Genomic DNA, 16,979 nt, shown 5'->3' with positions numbered 1-16,979 from the left:
GCATAACTATTCAAACAACAACTTCGCTGTCGGGACAATCGAATTGTTGTCATAATAGCCATGACAAAAACGCATAGCTAAGGTGAGATATGTCGCGTCGTTCATTTCCGCTTAATGCCGTAGAGACTTTTTTAGTGACCGCGCGTCACCTGAATCTGACCCATGCCGCAAAGGAGCTTTGTCTGACGCAGGGGGCGGTAAGCCGTAAAATCGCCGCGCTGGAAAGCTGGTTCGGCTTCCCGCTGTTCGAACGCCACGCGCGCGGCCTGCGTCTCACATCACAGGGAAGCGCCCTGCTGCCGGAGCTACAATCTGCGTTTGAGCATCTGCTGAACGTTGCCGAGCAGGCGCGGACGCACCAGACCGTCATCCGCCTGAAAGCGCCAACCTGTGCGATGCGCTGGCTGGTGCCGCGGCTGCTACAGGTGGAGCGTGAACAGCCGGATCTGCAAATTGCACTGACCACCACCACCGATCATAACGTCAATTTCAAAACCGAATCCTATGATGCGGCGATTGTATTCGGGACGCACATGAGCGCCGGCGATCTGCTGTTCGAAGAGGCCTTAACACCGGTAATGAGCCCGCTGCGGGCCGGTTCTGCGCTGGAAACACTCACCTTTCTGCACCCAACGCGGGACAAAACGGACTGGACGCTGTGGCTGGCGAAACAGCCGCGCCCGGCGCCAGCTATGCTCAAAAATCAACACTTCGAAACGATGGATTTGGCTATTACCGCCGCTATCCAGGGGCTGGGCATCGCCATAGCGGATGAAACGCTGGTGGAGGAGGACGTGCGCGCCGGACGGCTAATGCGGCCTTACGATACGAGCATAAGAACCGGGGCGAGCTACCGGCTGGTATTCCGCGACGCACCCGGCCCGGAGAACGGGCTGGATGCGTTTCGCGCCTGTCTGCTCAGTCGAGGCTGACGTGGTGTTTCATCACCCGTTTAAAGAGGCTCATACGGGCACGCATGAAGCGGTTTTCAAGCCGAAAACCTGCATGTTTATTCACACCGATGCGTAACAGTACGTCCCGCCCTTTCCGGCAGGCGGGCCAGCGCGTCGGCCCCGGCAGGCTGTCACGTTTTCCCGCGTCCCGAGCGAAGCTCACCCAGTAGTCCGCCACCCGAGCCGCGAAGGTCAGATCGCGTTCGTTCACGTACTGTCGCGAGGGCTCGACCTGCCCGAGGGTATCGAACACGTAAGGCACTTCGTTGCCGTGCCATGCGCCGTTGATGTACGTTGCGTGCTCGGCTTCGGCCACATAATCAAACCAGTATCGCCAGCACAGGCCACCCGCTCGCTGCTGCGCCTGCATCACCACGTAGCCCATGGTGGTGAACGCCATGTCGCGGCACACCTGCCTGCCGAGCTCCTCATCGCCCTTCACGCCCGGATAAAGCAGCTTGATCAGCCCCAGACCAAAGCGCCGCTCGCGACGCAGCTTCTGGATCTGCCCGGCCAGATCGACGCCGAACACCGACATTACGCTGGCTTCGTCGCTGTTCGACCCAATCATCACCGGCACAGGATGTTGACGGGCCGCGAAGAAGACGTCGAGCATGGCTTCAGGCAAAACGCAGTCGCCCACAATGGGCGCAGGCGCGATATTCAGCGGCGAGGTCAGCGGCCAGAACGCCTCCGGCGGGATCGCGCGAAGCTGTTCTGCGGTGGCGTTTTCCAGGCCGAAATGCGCGGCAATCGCTTCGCCTTTACGCATGGCCTGCTCGCGCGGGGTGTCCGGCAGCGTGTACCCGCTTTGCACAATGGCTTTATGGAACAGCCCTCCCGCAAGCGGGGACGCCATCAGCGAGAGTACGCTGCGCGCGCCGGCCGACTCGCCAAATACCGTGACGTTATCGGGATCGCCGCCGAACGCGGCAATATTATCGCGCACCCATTCCAGGGCCTGGATTTGATCGAGCAACGCAAAGTTATGCACTACGCGCTCTTCTTCACCCTCCAGCGCCGGATGGGCAAAAAAACCGAGGTGCCCAAGACGGTAATTTATCGTCACCACCACCGCGCCGCGCTTCGCCAGCGCCCTGCCGTTATACGGAGGCAGACCGCCAGCACCGAGGGTAAATCCCCCGCCGTGCAGCCAGACCATCACCGGAAGCGGCGCGGCGCGCGCGATCGGCGACCAGACGTTAAGGTACAGGCAATCTTCAGAGAACTGACCGGGATCGCCGCCGCCCAGCTCCTGGCAGCTTTCGCCGCTCTGCCAGCTGGAGGCAGAGAACGCCGTCGCCGGGCGCACGCCGTCCCAGCGCGCGGGAGGACGCGGGGAGCGCCAGCGCAGGGAGCCAACCGGCGGGGCCGCATAGGGAATGCCGCACCACACGTGCGTATCGTCTTCAGTAAAACCAATCAGTGCGCCCTGGCGCGTTTCAACCACAGGGGCGGAGGGATTTTCCATAACAACCTTCTTTTTCCATCACACCCCAGCAGAGTAACGGTTTCAGAGCAAACCGCAACGCTGTTTGCTGCGCACTTCCGCCTCGTGGTAAAGGGAAAACTCGTCGTGTACCGCACAGCCGAGCGCGGCTTCAAAGGCCTGGCGGCTGGCATTGCCGTGGCTGCGCGCCTGCGTTTCATTGCCGAGATTTGACTGGAATATCCCCGCCGCGCTGACGGGCAGAAAATCTTCATAGGTGATCGGCTGCGCCACAACCCAGCCGCGCTCGATCAGCGGCTGCGGATCGTCGCCCGGACGAAACGCGTGGCGATGCGCCTCCCCCGTCGGGGTCAGACGGTAGCGGAAATAGGCCAGCGCCTGACGACGCAGAAACATTTCGCTGTCCGGGAAGGCGCTGAAGATCTCGCGCAGGTGAAGCTGGTGGGTCAGGTTGTCTTTGCCGGTCCCGGCCTGGTTTAGCAGGCTGTCGTACAGCTCGCGTCCTTTTGGCGTAAGCGCCACGCCGCGCTGCTCAATTTCACCGAAACGCGCGGTATGGGTGCCCTGGTCTTCTCCCGCGAAAAGCACCGGCTCTTCCAGCGCCTTGAAGCTGGTCTGGCGCAGGAGGATCGGCACCTCGCGACGCGGTGGGCCTTCAATCAGGATTTTAGGCTCAATGCCGTACTTCGGCATCAGCTCCTGCACCCGGTCGATATCCAGCGTGCGCGGCGTAAGATGGTTAATATGGCACCCCGGGAAACAGACCACGTCGGCGATCAGGCGATGTTCGTTGCTCAGCGCCAGATAGGTTTCCCGATCCACCGTCGCATGGCGATGCCAGCGGAAGGTTTCTAAGGCTTCCTGCACAAATTCACGCGCCTGCGCCCCGGTAAAGTGTCCCTGCGCATCATGCAGGTCGATCAGTTCAAGGCAGCGCGGCGTAAAGATATTGCGTCGGGAGAGGATCTCCGCCGCCTTTTCGCGCAGCGCAACGTTTTCAATCAGCTCCAGGCGCAGCAGCGAGGTAAAAATGCGAAACGGATTACGGCAGAGCGCCGCATCGTCCGTGGGACGAAACGCCGTCGAGTGGACAGGCACGCCCGCCTGGGAGAGATCGTAATAGCTGACCGGGTGCATGCCCATAATGGCGAAGATCCGGCGCAGGGTGGAAAGTTCCTGCGCGGTGCCAACGCGGATCGCACCGTGACGTTCAACATTCAGGCGCGCCAGTTCGTCTGCGTTTGCCAGTTGTTCGTGTAAAAGGGGGTTATTTTCCAGAACCGCCAGGTTAACGTCCGCCACCAGTTCCAGCAAGGTGCCGTACTGCGGAACTTCCTGCTGGTACATCGCCGACATAGCCTGCGAAAAGTGTTCCCGAATATCATCAGCCGTGATGGTGTTCGCCATGATGTCATGCCTCCAGTGAATACTACCTGGAGTGTAGAGAAGCCCGTTCCTTTCGTTGGGAAGAATTTAGAAATTGTGATCCAGGCAGACGAGTGGTCAAGGCGTGGGCGTTTTCGAAAAACAGTTGTAACTCAAACAGATCAAATGTTAAAAATATTTTGCTATCAGGTTATCAAATTCAAACATCTTAACTTGTCACCCGCGTCGCTCTGTTTTTAACATCGCCTATGGAAAAAAATGGTCTGTTCAGTCAGCGCATACGCTTGCGCCATTTGCATACTTTTGTGGCCGTCGCTCAACAGGGAACGCTGGGGCGAGCGGCTGAAACCCTTAACCTCAGTCAGCCTGCACTCTCCAAAACGCTGAACGAACTGGAACAGCTTACCGGAACGCGCCTGTTCGATCGCGGCCGTCTGGGCGCTCAGCTTACCCTGGTGGGTGAACAGTTCCTGACGCACGCCGTTAAAGTTCTTGATGCGCTCAATACCGCTGGTCAGGCGTTAAATCGTAAAGAGGAGCCGGCCAGCGATATCGTGCGCGTGGGCGCGCTGCCGACGGCGGCGCTGGGTATACTGCCTGCGGCGATCGGCCAGTTCCACCGCCAGCAAAAGCACGCCACGCTTCAGGTCGCGACCATGAACAACACCATGCTGCTGGCGGGCCTGAAGTCAGGGGAGCTGGATCTGGGCATTGGTCGAATGTCCGATCCGGAACTGATGAGCGGTCTTAATTACGAACTGTTGTTCCTGGAATCACTGAAGCTGGTGGTGCGTCCGAATCATCCCCTGTTGCAGGATACCGTCACCCTGAGCCGCGTAATGGAGTGGCCGGTGGTGGTTTCACCGAAAGGAACCGTTCCCCGTCAGAATGCGGAAGCATTGCTGCAAATGCAGGGCTGCACGCTGCCGTCAGGATGTATTGAAACGCTTTCTGCGTCGCTTTCGCGCCAGCTGACGGTGGATTATGACTACGTGTGGTTTGTGCCGTCCGGCGCGGTGAAGGACGATCTGCGACGCGGCGTGCTCACGGCGCTGCCGGTCACATCGCCCGGGGCGGGTGAACCGATTGGGATACTTACGCGGATAGATGCTCCGCTCTCTGAAGGCGCCCAGGCGCTGCTCAGCGCCATTCGTAAATCAATGCCTCTCTGACCGTAAACGCAGGACCCGCCGCGAGGGCGGGTCTGTTTTATTCAGAACGTTTCCCAGTGATCACCTGAAACGGCCGCCGCCGGGGTTAAGGGCGCGGGCTTGACTGCGGATGCAGCCGCGGTGGCCCGTCCTGCGCGCGTCCCGTTGAGACGAAACGCGCCAACGGCTTGCGTCAGACGTGCGCCCTGCTCTTCCAGCGAGGCCGCCGCCGCCGAGGCTTCTTCCACCAGCGAGGCATTCTGCTGCGTCACTTTATCCATTTCGGAAATCGCCTGGCTCACCTGAACAATACCGCGGCTCTGCTCATCGGACGCCGCCGCAATCTCGAGCATGATATCGGTGACGCGTTTCACCGCCTCGACGATCTCATTCATGGTATTGCCCGCCGCAACCACTTCCCCGGAGCCCTGATCGATAAGCGACACCGATTCATTAATCAGGCTTTCAATCTCTTTTGCCGCGTTCGCGCTGCGGCTTGCCAGCGTGCGGACTTCGCTCGCCACTACCGCAAAGCCCCGCCCCTGTTCACCCGCACGCGCCGCCTCGACCGCCGCGTTGAGCGCCAGTATATTGGTCTGGAACGCGATGCTGTTAATCACGGCGGTAATTTCGGAGATTTTCTTCGAGCTGGTGGAAATATTACCCATGGTTTTCACCACGCCGGAAACCATTTGCCCCCCGCGGCTGGCCTTACCGGAGGCATCTTCCGCAAGCTTGCTGGCATGATGCGCGTTATCGGCATTCTGTTTCACCGTTGCGGTGAGCTGCTCCATGCTGGCCGCCGTCTGTTCAATGGCCGCCGCCTGCTGCTCGGTACGGGATGAGAGATCGGTATTGCCCGCAGAAATCTCGCTGGTTCCCCGGTAGATCTCCTCCGCCCCCTGCCGCACGGTGCCCACGGTGGTAACCAGCGCGTGCTGCATTGTTTGCAGATCGCGCGTCAGGCGGCCAATTTCGCTGCGCCCGGTCGGTTCGTCCGGCAGGGTCAAATCACCTTTTGCGATATTTTCGATACGCGCAGCGGCGCGCTGGAGCGGGCTAATCACCGTGCGGCGCAGCACCACGAAGGTGATGACGGCCAGCGCCAGCGCCAGGCCGAAAGCGCCGAACATAAATATCAGCCCCAGCCGGGTGCGGGTGTGAGCCTGTGCCGTTAGCGCGTTCGCGCGTTCGGTGCGGATTTTAATCGCCTTCAGCAGCACCGCGTTATAGGCATCGTCCAGCGGACGCGCGGTCTCATTTTCGTGGTTGATTATGGCTTCAAACATGCCGTTTTTGGCATATTTCAGCATCGGCTGCATGCCGGCAATGTAGGCGTCGTAGCGGGCTTTCAGATCGCCATCCAGCGCTTCATCAGCCGGGGTGCGAACGGAGCGCTTCATATAGGAAGCAAATCCATCCTGCGACTGTTTGAGGCGGGTTTCGGCTTCAGCGATGTTTTGCTTCATCGCCTCCATTTCGGCAATACGGCTCGCGGCCCCCGCGTGGATCATGTTGATACGGGCCGTGCGTAAATGGTTCGAACTGTTTGACAGCCCGGTGCGCACCTGGATTTCTGCCGTGACATCCTGCTGATCGTTATCGGCCTGGAGCAGGAAATACCCTGCCAGACCCGAGCTCAATGCAAACAGGAGAATAATGCCACCGAGAATGGAGGAAAACAGCGGAACCAGCCGGATGTGATGCAAGAAACCAAGCTTGTGCTGCGTCTGCATCGATGTTGTGTTGTCCATGACCGTCGACTCTCTTATAGGTAAGATGCGTAAAAACACGCCTGTAAAAGAGTCATCGGCACGGACGGGGATAAAATTACGCCTAAAAGCGCCAGACAGGTCACACTTTAGAAAAGATTGGGGAAGAAATGCCAGCGGCAAAAACCGCTGGCAGAATAATCAGTTGTCGCCGAAATGGATAACGGTACGAATGGATTTTCCTTCGTGCATCAGATCAAAGGCTTCGTTGATCTGATCCAGCGGCAGGCGGTGCGTAATGAACGGATCGAGCTGAATTTTGCCGACCATCGCATCTTCTACCATGCCAGGCAGCTGAGTACGGCCCTTCACGCCGCCAAATGCCGAACCACGCCATACTCGCCCCGTCACCAGCTGGAACGGACGGGTTTTGATCTCCTGACCCGCGCCGGCCACACCGATAATAATGCTTTCGCCCCAGCCCTTATGGCAGCACTCCAGCGCTGAACGCATCACGTTGACGTTGCCGATACATTCGAAACTGAAGTCCACGCCGCCGTCGGTCAGCTCAACGATCACGTCCTGAACCGGCTTATCGTAGTCTTTCGGGTTGATGAAATCGGTCGCCCCCATTTCACCTGCGAGCGTGAACTTGTCCGGGTTGGTATCCACAGCAATGATACGACCGGCTTTTGCCTGTACCGCCCCCTGGATGACCGCCAGGCCGATCCCGCCCAGGCCGAACACCGCCACGGTGTCGCCCTCTTTCACTTTCGCCGTGTTATGCACCGCACCGATACCGGTCGTTACGCCGCAGCCGAGCAGACAGACTTTATCCAGCGGGGCCTGCGGGTTAACTTTCGCCAGCGAGATCTCGGCGCACACCGTGTATTCGCTGAATGTGCTGGTACCCATGTAGTGATAAACAGGCTCACCGTTGTAGGAGAAACGGGTGGTGCCGTCCGGCATAAGCCCCTTGCCCTGCGTGGCGCGTACGGCCTGACAGAGGTTGGTTTTGCCGGACTTGCAGAACTTACACTCGCCGCACTCTGCGGTGTACAGCGGGATCACGTGGTCGCCGGGCTTCAGGCTGGTGACGCCTTCACCCACTTCCACCACCACACCGCCCCCTTCGTGGCCAAGCACCGCCGGGAATACGCCTTCCGGATCGTCACCGGACAGGGTAAAAGCGTCGGTATGGCAGACGCCGGTGTGGGTAATTTTGATCAGCACTTCGCCTTTCTTCGGCGGAGCAACATCAATTTCAACGATTTTCAGCGGCTGGCCTGGGCCGAACGCGACGGCTGCGCGAGATTTCATGATGTCTTTCCCTTGTTGTGAGGTGTGTGGGTTTATTTTAGATAAGAGCGCAGCAAATGGCCGACTTCCGCCATCCGAACTGCCCGCTGATCCGGGGTAGTCTCCCCCGTCACCAGCTCATCTTTGAGGTGAATTTCGACCATTTCACCCATCAGGCCATTGGCAGCACCGCGCACGGCGGCGATTTGCTGCAAAATGGCGAGACAGGGCTCGCCCGACTCCAGCGCGCGCTCAAGGGCATCAACCTGGCCTCGAATGCGGCGGACGCGGGTCAGAATACGTTTTTTATCTTCGGGTGAATGCGGCATACGCCCTCCTGATACTATAGGGGGGTATGGTACCTCGTATGCTATTGCTCTGTAAACCACAAGAATAAAACGCTGAAATAAGCAAACAGCCTAAACGGTGAAAATGATATTTACGGTTTACTTTTGCCGCTGCGAAACCTATTTAGCTCGTAATGTTAAAAATCCACACTTATATGGCACGATGTGAACAGAAATAACATTCTCGTCACCTAACATACCTGCTACAAACAAAATGGTGGTGTTAATGATTGTACTAAAAAGCTTTTTATTCTTCGTTGGCGCGGCGGCAGCTTGCGCACTTATTATACTGTGTCTTTGGGTTGATATGCGGTTTGTTGGTCATGATATTCCGGAATTATCACTGACGGAAATTATGCAGGAAACCGTATTAGCGACCATCGTCTTTCTCCATTTTCGTCTGGCAAAAATGGACGAATCCATGCGTTACTGCAATATTCTGGTGGGCGGATTTTTCCTGACGATGTTAATTCGGGAACTGGATGCGCTTTTTGATCTTATTGCTCACGGGAGCTGGGTATGGTTCGCCCTCATTACCGCTCTGCTGGCCTTAATTCGTCCCGTTATGCATATTCGCGCTACCCTGGAACAGCTGGCAAAATACACCCAGTCCCCCTGGTATGGCATTTTGTTGAGCGGCCTGCTGGCCGTGCTGGTCTTCTCGCGACTCTTTGGCATGCAGGCGCTGTGGCACACCATTCTGGAGCATGGCTATATTCGTGTCGTGAAAAACGCCGTAGAGGAAGGTTCGGAATCGTTCGGCTATATGCTGTGCCTGGCTGCATCCCTTGGCTATTACGTTACCTTTCGCGCTAACGAACGCCAGAAATAATCCCTCGTCCCGCTGCGTATAAAAAGACGGCGAGGGAAATATCCATCAACTTCCCCCTTCGTATGTAATGGTGGTCAAGTAAGAAAGACATATCCTAAAAATGAGTCATCGGATGCCGATTTTAGTGAATTCCCTCTCACTGTCGCAAACAGCGGCTATCCTTAGATTGTCAACAAAAGGAGGTAAGAATGTCTGATTTCGACACTGATAAAAATGCACAATACGCTGGCGATAAAGCCAAAAACAAACTTGATGAATTGTCCGGCTCTGCACAGCAGCAGTTTGGTGAATTCGTTGATTCGCCTAAACACCAGGTGAAGGGTGCTGCGAAAAAATATGCTGCCCAGGCCAGTGACGCCGTCTCGGACGTCACTGAGGCCGTCAGGAACAACCCGCTAACGGGCTTAATCGCTGCGGGTGCGGTAGGTATCGTTCTGGGACTTCTGCTGGGACGTAAATAATTTCAGGCCCTCCGGGGCCTTCTTTTTTCCCCTCTCTTACCGCTTACTCCCCCCCCTAATTTTGATAGTTCTCATGGCGAAAGCCCGATCCTTACGAAAAACTTGTACAATTTATGTGTACAGATTTAACTGAATGGTATAAATTCGATGCCAGTGATGTTACAAAATTGTTTGTCAACGGTAGAAAATTATGCGTCGCAACCATGCTCCTTCAACAGCAGAAAGCGCTATTACTCTGTATTTTAACAAGGATAACGTGCCAACACAGCAGGAAACCCTTGGCGCCATCGTCAGTGAGATCATCAAAGAAAATGTACAATTGAGCAGAATGACAATTTGTACAAAGCTGCTGCGCAGAATCGAAGAATCAACGTCTGACGTTGAAAAAGCGCACTATAACGGTCTGATTGCCCTCTTCTTCGAGCGTTAACCTGAACACTGTTTTTTAACTTACTAAGTTAGTCATGCTGAGTGAGAATAGAGACTCTGGATGCGATGACTAACCCCATGCTACAGCCTGGCGCGTGTAGCAGAGTGAGATTGAAGCTATGCATAGAACTAAATTTGAACGACTTAAGGATGACCTTATCGGTGAGGCCGTTTTATCCATCATAAAAGAGAACGGACCCATTACCTTTGCGTCTCTTGCTAATCGCCTGCGGGCAATGGCTAACGTTGAATCAAATGATGAACGTAAAAATGCATTGATTGCTGCTGAAGATGAAGTGCGCCAGCGGGTAACCGGCGTATCGCACGATCGTGGAAGAGTGATGGGCGACTATGAAATTGGTCGCATGCGCTCTCTCTTCAGCCACACTACGCTTCTGACACCAGACAAGAAACACTAATTTTAACCAACACGGTGACCACCATGAGTAAAGCGATGACGCAGCAGACGTATAATTTTGAAGCACTGCACGATAAAGGACTGGCAGAACATTTCCTTAACGCCGGAAGGCATCTCAATGGTGAGGCTGAAGTGTTGGGCTCAGCAATACGCTGTATTCTGCTTACCGGTGACAATCTCTCGAATAAAGAGATTATTCTGCAACTGATTCACGCCCTGGAAATTACCGAAGAGCCTGAAGCCTGCGATGTCATTCGTAACACGCTTGAAATTGTTGTCGGTTTTACGCGCGATGATATCCGAGAAGTCAATATTGCGACGGTGAGTGCCTGTTTTTTGCGGGTGGTCGAATACTTAAGTATGTCGTACTACCCGCATAGTAAGGCGATTAACTGAATAACCGTACCATCCGATCCAGCTCCTCTTCTTTCACTGCCCGTGAAAGGTAATATCCCTGAAATCGCTTAACGCCTAACGCGACAAGTTTTTGAAATTTTTCCTCGCTATCGACCCCTTCCGCAATGCATTCGGTTCCCGTCATGTCGCTATAAACCTGTATCGCTTTTATAATGCTATAGTCTTTATCGTTAGCCATAAAGTGCTCAACAATATCTCGGTCAAGCTTCAGTCCATCGACATTAATCTGTCTGATGGGCAACATAGCATGATATTTTGAAAAACAGTCATCCAGAAAAAGCCGACAACCCTCGGCGCGTAAGCGCTGGAGGGTTTCGGGAATATGTCTATCCTTTGTTACGTCTATCGTTTCAGCGAGTTCAAAGACCAGCTTCCCGGCCCACTGCGGTTTGAGTAACATTTCGACGGCCTTTTTTGCCATCCCCGGCAGCGCATTTCCCGAAGCAAGCTGGTGAGGAATATTAACCGAAAAATAATATTTCCCATTGTATTTATTGATACCCGACACAGCCGCATGGATAACAAGCGCCGTCAGCTTGAGCCATATTTCACTATGTTTTATCCCTCCCAGAAAATGGGCGGGCTTCAGGATCTGACCGTTTTTATTCCAGCGCAAGAGGATTTCAAATCCAACCCCTTTTTTATCACCATCCGTAATAATTTGATAAGCTGCAAAGATTTCCCGCTTATGTAACGCCTGCAATACATCTATTTCCGTTTCCGAAAACGCCTGTGATTTATTCTTTACTGCACAGACTTCATTCCTGAATACGCGCGCGTCACTAAACCATACCCGAATAAGATACAGTTTACCTAAACCCACCTTCCGATGGGTATAAATCGTTTTATCTGACAGCCCTAACCTTTCACACTGCTCTTTTATCGACACGCCCCGATAAAAATTCAGTAATACGGTTAACTCGCGATGTGTTAAACCATGCAGATTTTCTTTACCCTCTTTATCCGGTACGTTACGCAGCAAGCGTAATGAGTCGGCACGCACGTCTGCATTATTTTTTACACAGCCCATTATTTCTGTAATATTCGCTATCCGGATCGTAGAAAGCTTTTTTGTATTATTAACGAGACTTCTCAACGTTGCATAAAGCCATCGCTCAGGTATTGCACCATACAGGGTGACGCTGCAAATAACCGGCAGTGCATTCAGAACGGACACCAGCCGCTTCAGGCTTTCAAGAAAGGCAGCAACGTCACGACCCAGAAAAACGGAAACCTCAGGCGATTGATTTTTCATCATTTTTTCAACGTCCGCAGAACATATTTCATCCTCTTCGAAATGAAGCCGCGTGACGTTTACGCCACAAGACTTAAGGAGCAAGCTATACCCCTCGAAGGTGAAACCGCAGGCTGAAATAACAAATCGTTGCTTGTAGCAAGCACCCTGCATAAAAGGTAAAGTTTGAGACATAACCTGCTCCTGAGAATGTAAAGACCATTCCCGCATGTGATGAAAGCTCATCTTTTTTTCGCATTGAATAATGTTACCGCACCCCCTTTGGTTAATAAACCGTTATCAATGTTATACGCAGGAACATCTTTGCGTTAATCAACCGGCTCATCCATATGCATCATAAATATTACTTTCTTTGCATATAACGACAGTAACCAGGGCTTTCTCAAGGTATAATGAAAATTCCGAAAAAGAAGACCGGATACTTCATCTCATCGGCTCAGACATAAAAGAGAAAATGCTATGGATAATCACATCTCATCCAGAGCTTTGCTACATCGACGGGATGTCATTAAAAACAACCCGCGATTTAGTGAAGCTATAAGAGAACACTACAGAATCAATGACGCCATTTATAAAAAACAGCCCTTATTCTACAAAACGATGCTTCAGGAATCACGGTTCAACATAATACTGTCAATGTGTTGCTTTGTTTTTGGTAATCAGGCTGAATCGGTTTCCGAGATTAAGGCACTATGCTCTCGTTATAATATTGCCAGCCCTAACAGCGTTATTGCGATCATCACCATACTTAAAACCACCGGGCGAATTAAGACCTGGCGTTGTACCGAAGATCGGCGAAAAACAAAAATCGCCCCTACAGAAAAAGGGCTGGATGAGCTTAAGCGCTATATGTCCGGAGCGTTTACCCCTGTAAGCATTCTTTACCCGGCATTTAATATTGATGTTAATCTTTTGGACAATGACATTCTGAGGCACAACTTTTTCCGGCGCGCCGCAGAATATCTTTTCCGCGGATTAACATTCAAAAAAGTGCTTCCGGAGGTAGGCTTGTTCATCGATAAAGATGGTGGCCGAATGATTATGCTTTATCTCTATTTGCAGGCCATTAAAAATAAAACCGCACACGGTGCCACGATAGCGTATTCAGCCAGCACGCTGGCAAAAGAATTTTTCGTTTCGCGTATTCATGTTAACCGGATTATCAAATCGGCGCAGGAGGCAGGTTATCTTAAAGATCGCGGCGATGGCCGGATGTCGGTTTATCCGGCCTTTATCGAGCTTGTCGAAAATTATACCGGACTCTATTTTGCGTACGTCACGCATTACATCAACGTGGTACCGAAAGAACGGCGCCATGCTCTTAACATGACGCCTTCACTCTAAGTCTTACCGGCGTTCGGTTTACTGAACGCCTTTTTTATCTCTCGCGCAGCGCCTCTTTTGCCTTATTCAACGGTTTCAACAGATAATCGAGGACCGATTTACTGCCGGTTTTGATATCGACCGTGGCTATCATGCCCGGGAAAACCGGAAAGGCTTTTCCCTGCTTGTTCGTCAGATGGTTACTGTCTGTACGGATGTAAACGCGATAATAATAAACATCCCGTTTCACCTCATCCTGAAGGGTATCCGGGGAGATCATCGTCACCTGACCTTCCAGCCCGCCATAGATCGAGTAGTCGTAAGCGGTAATTTTCACCAGCGCTTTTTGTCCAGGATGAATAAACGCCACGTCGCGCGGCGAGATTTTCGCTTCGATGACCATCCGATCGTCAAGCGGCACCAGGCTCATCAGCTTGCCGTTCGGCGGGATCACCCCGCCCACCGTCGTGACGTCAATGTCCTTTACGATGCCGCGTACCGGGGCATTGAACGTTAAGCGGGTCAGCGAGTCTTCGCGCCCTTTCATGACGGAGCGCTGGGCTTCGATCTCCGCATTCGCCTTCGCCAGCTCTTCACGCGCGCGGACGTAATACTGGTTTTTCATCTCGGTAATTTTATTCTCAAGCTCGTTCTTCTGGCGCTCAAGACGTAACACCTCCACTTTGCTGGCTGCGCCCTGAACCACCAGCGGACGGGTCAACGCCAGCTCGCGCTGCACAAGCTCCGCGCCCTGACGCAAACCGGCCAGACCTTTCTCCAGGCTCTCGCGGCGTGACTGATAAAGCGCCGTTTCCTGCTTAACCAGCTCGACGTCATCATCCAGCTCCGCCGGGAAGGTCAGCTCCGTGTCGTTAACTTCGGCCTTCAGGCGCGCGGCGGTGGCCAGCGCGGCGTTTAACCGGGATTCACTTTCCAGCACGCTGGATTCGGTTTTGGTGCGGTCGAGCTGTGCAAGCTGCTGACCGCGCTCGACGATATCGCCTTCGCGAACCAGCAGTTTGTGGATAATGCCGCCTTCCAGGGACTGAATCACCTGCTCGTGAGAAGACGGGATCACCTTTCCACTGCCCGTGGTGACCTCATCCAGCTCGAACAGGCTGGCCCAGATGATAAATACCGCAAGCAACGCGAACAGCGTCCATGCCACCAGCGACGATCGCGGCAGGCGGGGTTCCTTCAGCCGGCTATTAAAGCGGGAGAAATCATTCATGCCACGCCCTCCGTTTTCAGTTTGACGGTGCGCTGCGGCGCCCGCTGCGGGGCCATTCCGTGCTGGCGCAAAATGGCATCACGTGGCCCATCCATCACCACACTGCCGTTTTCCAGGACGATGATGCGGTCAACCAGGTCCAGGATCGGCAGACGATGCGTCGCCACCACCAGCGTCCGACGCTTGCCCAGCCACTGGTGCAGGTGCTGAATAAACTGCTTCTCGCTGACCTCATCCAGCCAGGCGGTGGGTTCATCCAGCAGCAAAATGTTCGGGGAGGTGATCAGCGCGCGGGCCAGCAGCAGCGCCTGACGCTGTCCGCCTGAAAGCCCGGCGCCCCCTTCGTTGATGAGATAGTTCAGCCCCATTTTCTGCTTACGCACAAACTCCAGCGCGCCGCTGTTGACCAGCGCCTGATGGATTTCCTCGTCTGTCGCCAGCGGATTGCCCATCAGGATATTGTCACGCACGGAGCCGAAGAACAGCCGCGCCTGCTGGCTGAGCAGTTGCATGTCGCGGCGCACGTCAGCCGGGTCAAGGTGATTCAGGGCAATATCGTCCAGCAATATGCTGCCCTGCTGCGGCTCCTGCATGCCGGCCAGCAAATGCAGCAAGGTGCTTTTCCCCGAACCATTACGCCCGAGCACCGCCACGCGCTCACCGGCGCGAATGTGCAGTTTGCTGATGTTCAGCACGGTGAGTTTCTCTTCTTCGTCATAGTAGAAGCCGACGTCTTCCAGCCGGTAATCCCCGCGCAGGTGGGCTTTGTGCACCTTCTTCCCGTGCTGGGGATCGTCAATCGGGCGCTGCATCAGGTCGTCCAGCCCCTTTCGGGCCACCTTTGCCGACTGCCAGCGCGACAGCACACCAGAAATCTGCGACAGGGGCGCGATGGTGCGGGACGCCAGAATCGAGGTTCCCACCAGCGCACCCGTGGTCATGTCGCCGCTGATGACCAGGTAACAGCCCACCAGCAGCACCACGGCGTAGACGATAGACTGCACCTCCTGGGTCCAGGTCAGCAGCAACCCCGTCAGCCAGCGCTGTTTCATGCCGACGCTCGCGGCCACGTCATTGGTGTTATTCCACTGGTTCTGGAACCGCTGCTCGGCGCGCATCAGCTTGATGTCTTCAAGGCCCTGCACCGCTTCCACCAGCGTGGCGTTACGAATGGCAGATTCTCGCATCCCTTCGCTGGAAAGTTTTCCCAGCGGGCGCTGCACCAGCAGGCCGGGAATAAGCAGCAGCGGCACGGCCAGCAGAACGACCAGGACCAGCGGGCCGCCAATCATCCACAGAATGAAAACAAACAGCAGGAAGAACGGCAGATCGGAGATGGCCGCAATGGTGGTGGAGGTGATCAGCTCACGCACCGACTCCAGCTCGCGGATCTGGGCGATAAACGACCCTGTCGATTTTGACCGCGCGCCGTTTCTAATCCGCAGCGCGTGGGCAAACACGCGCTCGGAAATACGCAGGTCGGCGCGCTTCCCCACCACGTCCGAAATATGCACGCGCAGCATCCGCATGATGAATTCAAACACGATGGCGATCATCACGCCGCCAAACAGTACCCACAGCGTGGCCTCCGACTGCGACGGCACCACCCTGTCATACACCTGCATGGAAAAGACCATGCCGGAAAGCGCCAGCACGTTGGCGACCAGCGCCACCAGCATGATGTCGCCGTAACGTCGCCAGTCTTTCAGCGCCAGCTGCCAGAACCAGTTTTTCTCATAGGGTTTGATGTAATCATCCACCCGCGCGTCCGGCGTGGACTCCAGCGGACGCAATACCATCAGCCCCTTTAAGCGCGAACTGAGCTCGTCGCGCGTCAGCGTCGTCTCCAGGCCGCCGTCGCCGCTGAACTGCACGCTGACGTTCCCTTCGTTGTCCATACGGTTGATGACCGCGATTTGCCCGCCGGTGAACTCGGCCAGCAGCGGTAAGCGCCACGGATCGAGCGATACGGCTTCAGCCGCCACCCAACGCATCCCCAGCCCAAGCTGGCGCGCCATCTCTTCCAGCACCAGCTGGCGCGGAGACTGACTTTCATGGTTAATCGTGACCCGAACATGCTCTGCTGAAAAATCCAGCCGATAATACTTCGCGATGATAAGCATGCCCTGCAACCAGGGTTCGTACTGTGGATGTGTCTTCATAATGCTACGTCCTGTTCAGGGCGGTAATTTCGTCCTGAAATGATACCTTTACGGAATGATTTAAAACGGAACGCTTTCTAAACGAACCCGCAAAATAATCTTGTGAAATATAGGGTTATGGCTAGTGATGTAAAGAAACGCAAAAAGCCGCGA

16 protein-coding genes are annotated in these 16,979 nt (G+C 54.7%); 8 read left to right on the top strand and 8 right to left on the bottom strand.

The window, feature by feature from the left end; translation table 11 throughout:
• The first annotated feature begins 89 nt into the window (after positions 1-89).
• Entirely contained in the window at positions 90-932 is an 843-nt protein-coding gene (locus DBR02_RS20990) for a LysR family transcriptional regulator (protein ID WP_107535326.1), read from the top strand.
• Here DBR02_RS20990 and DBR02_RS20985 read toward each other — a convergent pair.
• A complete protein-coding gene (locus tag DBR02_RS20985; protein ID WP_063451365.1) occupies positions 919-2,424 on the bottom strand; it encodes a carboxylesterase/lipase family protein in 1,506 nt (501 codons plus the stop codon). The two genes, DBR02_RS20990 and DBR02_RS20985, sit on opposite strands and share 14 nt — an antisense overlap.
• A gap of 42 nt (positions 2,425-2,466) precedes the next feature.
• Positions 2,467-3,810: a 2-oxoadipate dioxygenase/decarboxylase HglS gene (gene hglS, locus DBR02_RS20980; RefSeq protein ID WP_107535325.1), complete on the bottom strand. Its 1,344-nt coding sequence runs from the start codon at positions 3,808-3,810 to the stop codon at positions 2,467-2,469.
• A 227-nt stretch (positions 3,811-4,037) separates the two neighbouring features.
• Here hglS and DBR02_RS20975 point away from each other — a divergent pair, with 227 nt between their 5' ends.
• Entirely contained in the window at positions 4,038-4,961 is a 924-nt protein-coding gene (locus tag DBR02_RS20975; RefSeq protein WP_107535324.1) for a LysR substrate-binding domain-containing protein, read from the top strand.
• Between the two features lie 41 nt (positions 4,962-5,002).
• Here DBR02_RS20975 and DBR02_RS20970 read toward each other — a convergent pair whose 3' ends face one another.
• The 3 genes from DBR02_RS20970 to DBR02_RS20960 form a co-directional block, all read right to left on the bottom strand.
• The gene (locus DBR02_RS20970; RefSeq protein WP_107535323.1) at positions 5,003-6,694 is read right to left on the bottom strand and encodes a methyl-accepting chemotaxis protein; all 1,692 of its coding nucleotides are present in this window, start codon (positions 6,692-6,694) and stop codon (positions 5,003-5,005) included.
• A gap of 159 nt (positions 6,695-6,853) precedes the next feature.
• Positions 6,854-7,972, bottom strand: a complete 1,119-nt coding sequence (locus tag DBR02_RS20965) for an S-(hydroxymethyl)glutathione dehydrogenase/class III alcohol dehydrogenase (RefSeq protein ID WP_107535322.1) — start codon at positions 7,970-7,972, stop codon at positions 6,854-6,856.
• 32 nt (positions 7,973-8,004) lie between these two features.
• A complete protein-coding gene (locus DBR02_RS20960; protein WP_063451370.1) occupies positions 8,005-8,280 on the bottom strand; it encodes a metal/formaldehyde-sensitive transcriptional repressor in 276 nt (91 codons plus the stop codon).
• 244 nt (positions 8,281-8,524) lie between these two features.
• Between DBR02_RS20960 and DBR02_RS20955 the strand changes: the two genes are divergently transcribed.
• The 5 genes from DBR02_RS20955 (at position 8,525) to DBR02_RS20935 (ending at position 10,834) form a co-directional block, all read left to right on the top strand.
• Positions 8,525-9,130: a hypothetical protein gene (locus DBR02_RS20955; RefSeq protein WP_063866754.1), complete on the top strand. Its 606-nt coding sequence runs from the start codon at positions 8,525-8,527 to the stop codon at positions 9,128-9,130.
• Between the two features lie 188 nt (positions 9,131-9,318).
• Positions 9,319-9,591, top strand: a complete 273-nt coding sequence (locus DBR02_RS20950) for a DUF883 family protein (RefSeq protein ID WP_003857263.1) — start codon at positions 9,319-9,321, stop codon at positions 9,589-9,591.
• A 190-nt stretch (positions 9,592-9,781) separates the two neighbouring features.
• Positions 9,782-10,021: a regulatory protein YcgZ gene (gene ycgZ, locus DBR02_RS20945; protein ID WP_003857265.1), complete on the top strand. Its 240-nt coding sequence runs from the start codon at positions 9,782-9,784 to the stop codon at positions 10,019-10,021.
• Between the two features lie 118 nt (positions 10,022-10,139).
• Positions 10,140-10,439, top strand: a complete 300-nt coding sequence (locus DBR02_RS20940) for a hypothetical protein (protein WP_063866755.1) — start codon at positions 10,140-10,142, stop codon at positions 10,437-10,439.
• A 23-nt stretch (positions 10,440-10,462) separates the two neighbouring features.
• Positions 10,463-10,834: a biofilm development regulator YmgB/AriR family protein gene (locus DBR02_RS20935; RefSeq protein ID WP_369750620.1), complete on the top strand. Its 372-nt coding sequence runs from the start codon at positions 10,463-10,465 to the stop codon at positions 10,832-10,834.
• Here the strand turns inward: DBR02_RS20935 and DBR02_RS20930 are convergent.
• Positions 10,827-12,284: an EAL domain-containing protein gene (locus DBR02_RS20930; protein ID WP_107535321.1), complete on the bottom strand. Its 1,458-nt coding sequence runs from the start codon at positions 12,282-12,284 to the stop codon at positions 10,827-10,829. The genes DBR02_RS20935 and DBR02_RS20930 overlap by 8 nt on opposite strands.
• A 285-nt stretch (positions 12,285-12,569) precedes the next feature.
• On the opposite strand from DBR02_RS20930, the gene DBR02_RS20925 reads away from it, so the two are divergent.
• Positions 12,570-13,454 (top strand): hypothetical protein, encoded by an 885-nt coding sequence (locus DBR02_RS20925; protein ID WP_063866757.1) that lies wholly within the window; start codon positions 12,570-12,572, stop codon positions 13,452-13,454.
• A 34-nt stretch (positions 13,455-13,488) separates the two neighbouring features.
• Here DBR02_RS20925 and DBR02_RS20920 read toward each other — a convergent pair whose 3' ends face one another.
• Together DBR02_RS20920 and DBR02_RS20915 are read right to left on the bottom strand one after the other, a co-directional pair.
• Entirely contained in the window at positions 13,489-14,664 is a 1,176-nt protein-coding gene (locus tag DBR02_RS20920; RefSeq protein ID WP_107535320.1) for an HlyD family type I secretion periplasmic adaptor subunit, read from the bottom strand.
• Positions 14,661-16,826, bottom strand: coding sequence for a type I secretion system permease/ATPase (locus DBR02_RS20915; RefSeq protein WP_107535319.1), 2,166 nt, complete (start codon positions 16,824-16,826; stop codon positions 14,661-14,663). The genes DBR02_RS20920 and DBR02_RS20915 overlap by 4 nt, the downstream gene beginning before the upstream one ends.
• Between the last annotated feature and the right edge of the window lie 153 nt (positions 16,827-16,979).

Source organism: Enterobacter cloacae complex sp. (assembly GCF_900322725.1).
In the GTDB taxonomy this organism is placed as follows: domain Bacteria; phylum Pseudomonadota; class Gammaproteobacteria; order Enterobacterales; family Enterobacteriaceae; genus Enterobacter; species Enterobacter quasihormaechei.
The sequence above is the reverse complement of the archived record's forward strand: the minus strand, read 5'-3'. Positions and strand labels throughout refer to the sequence as shown.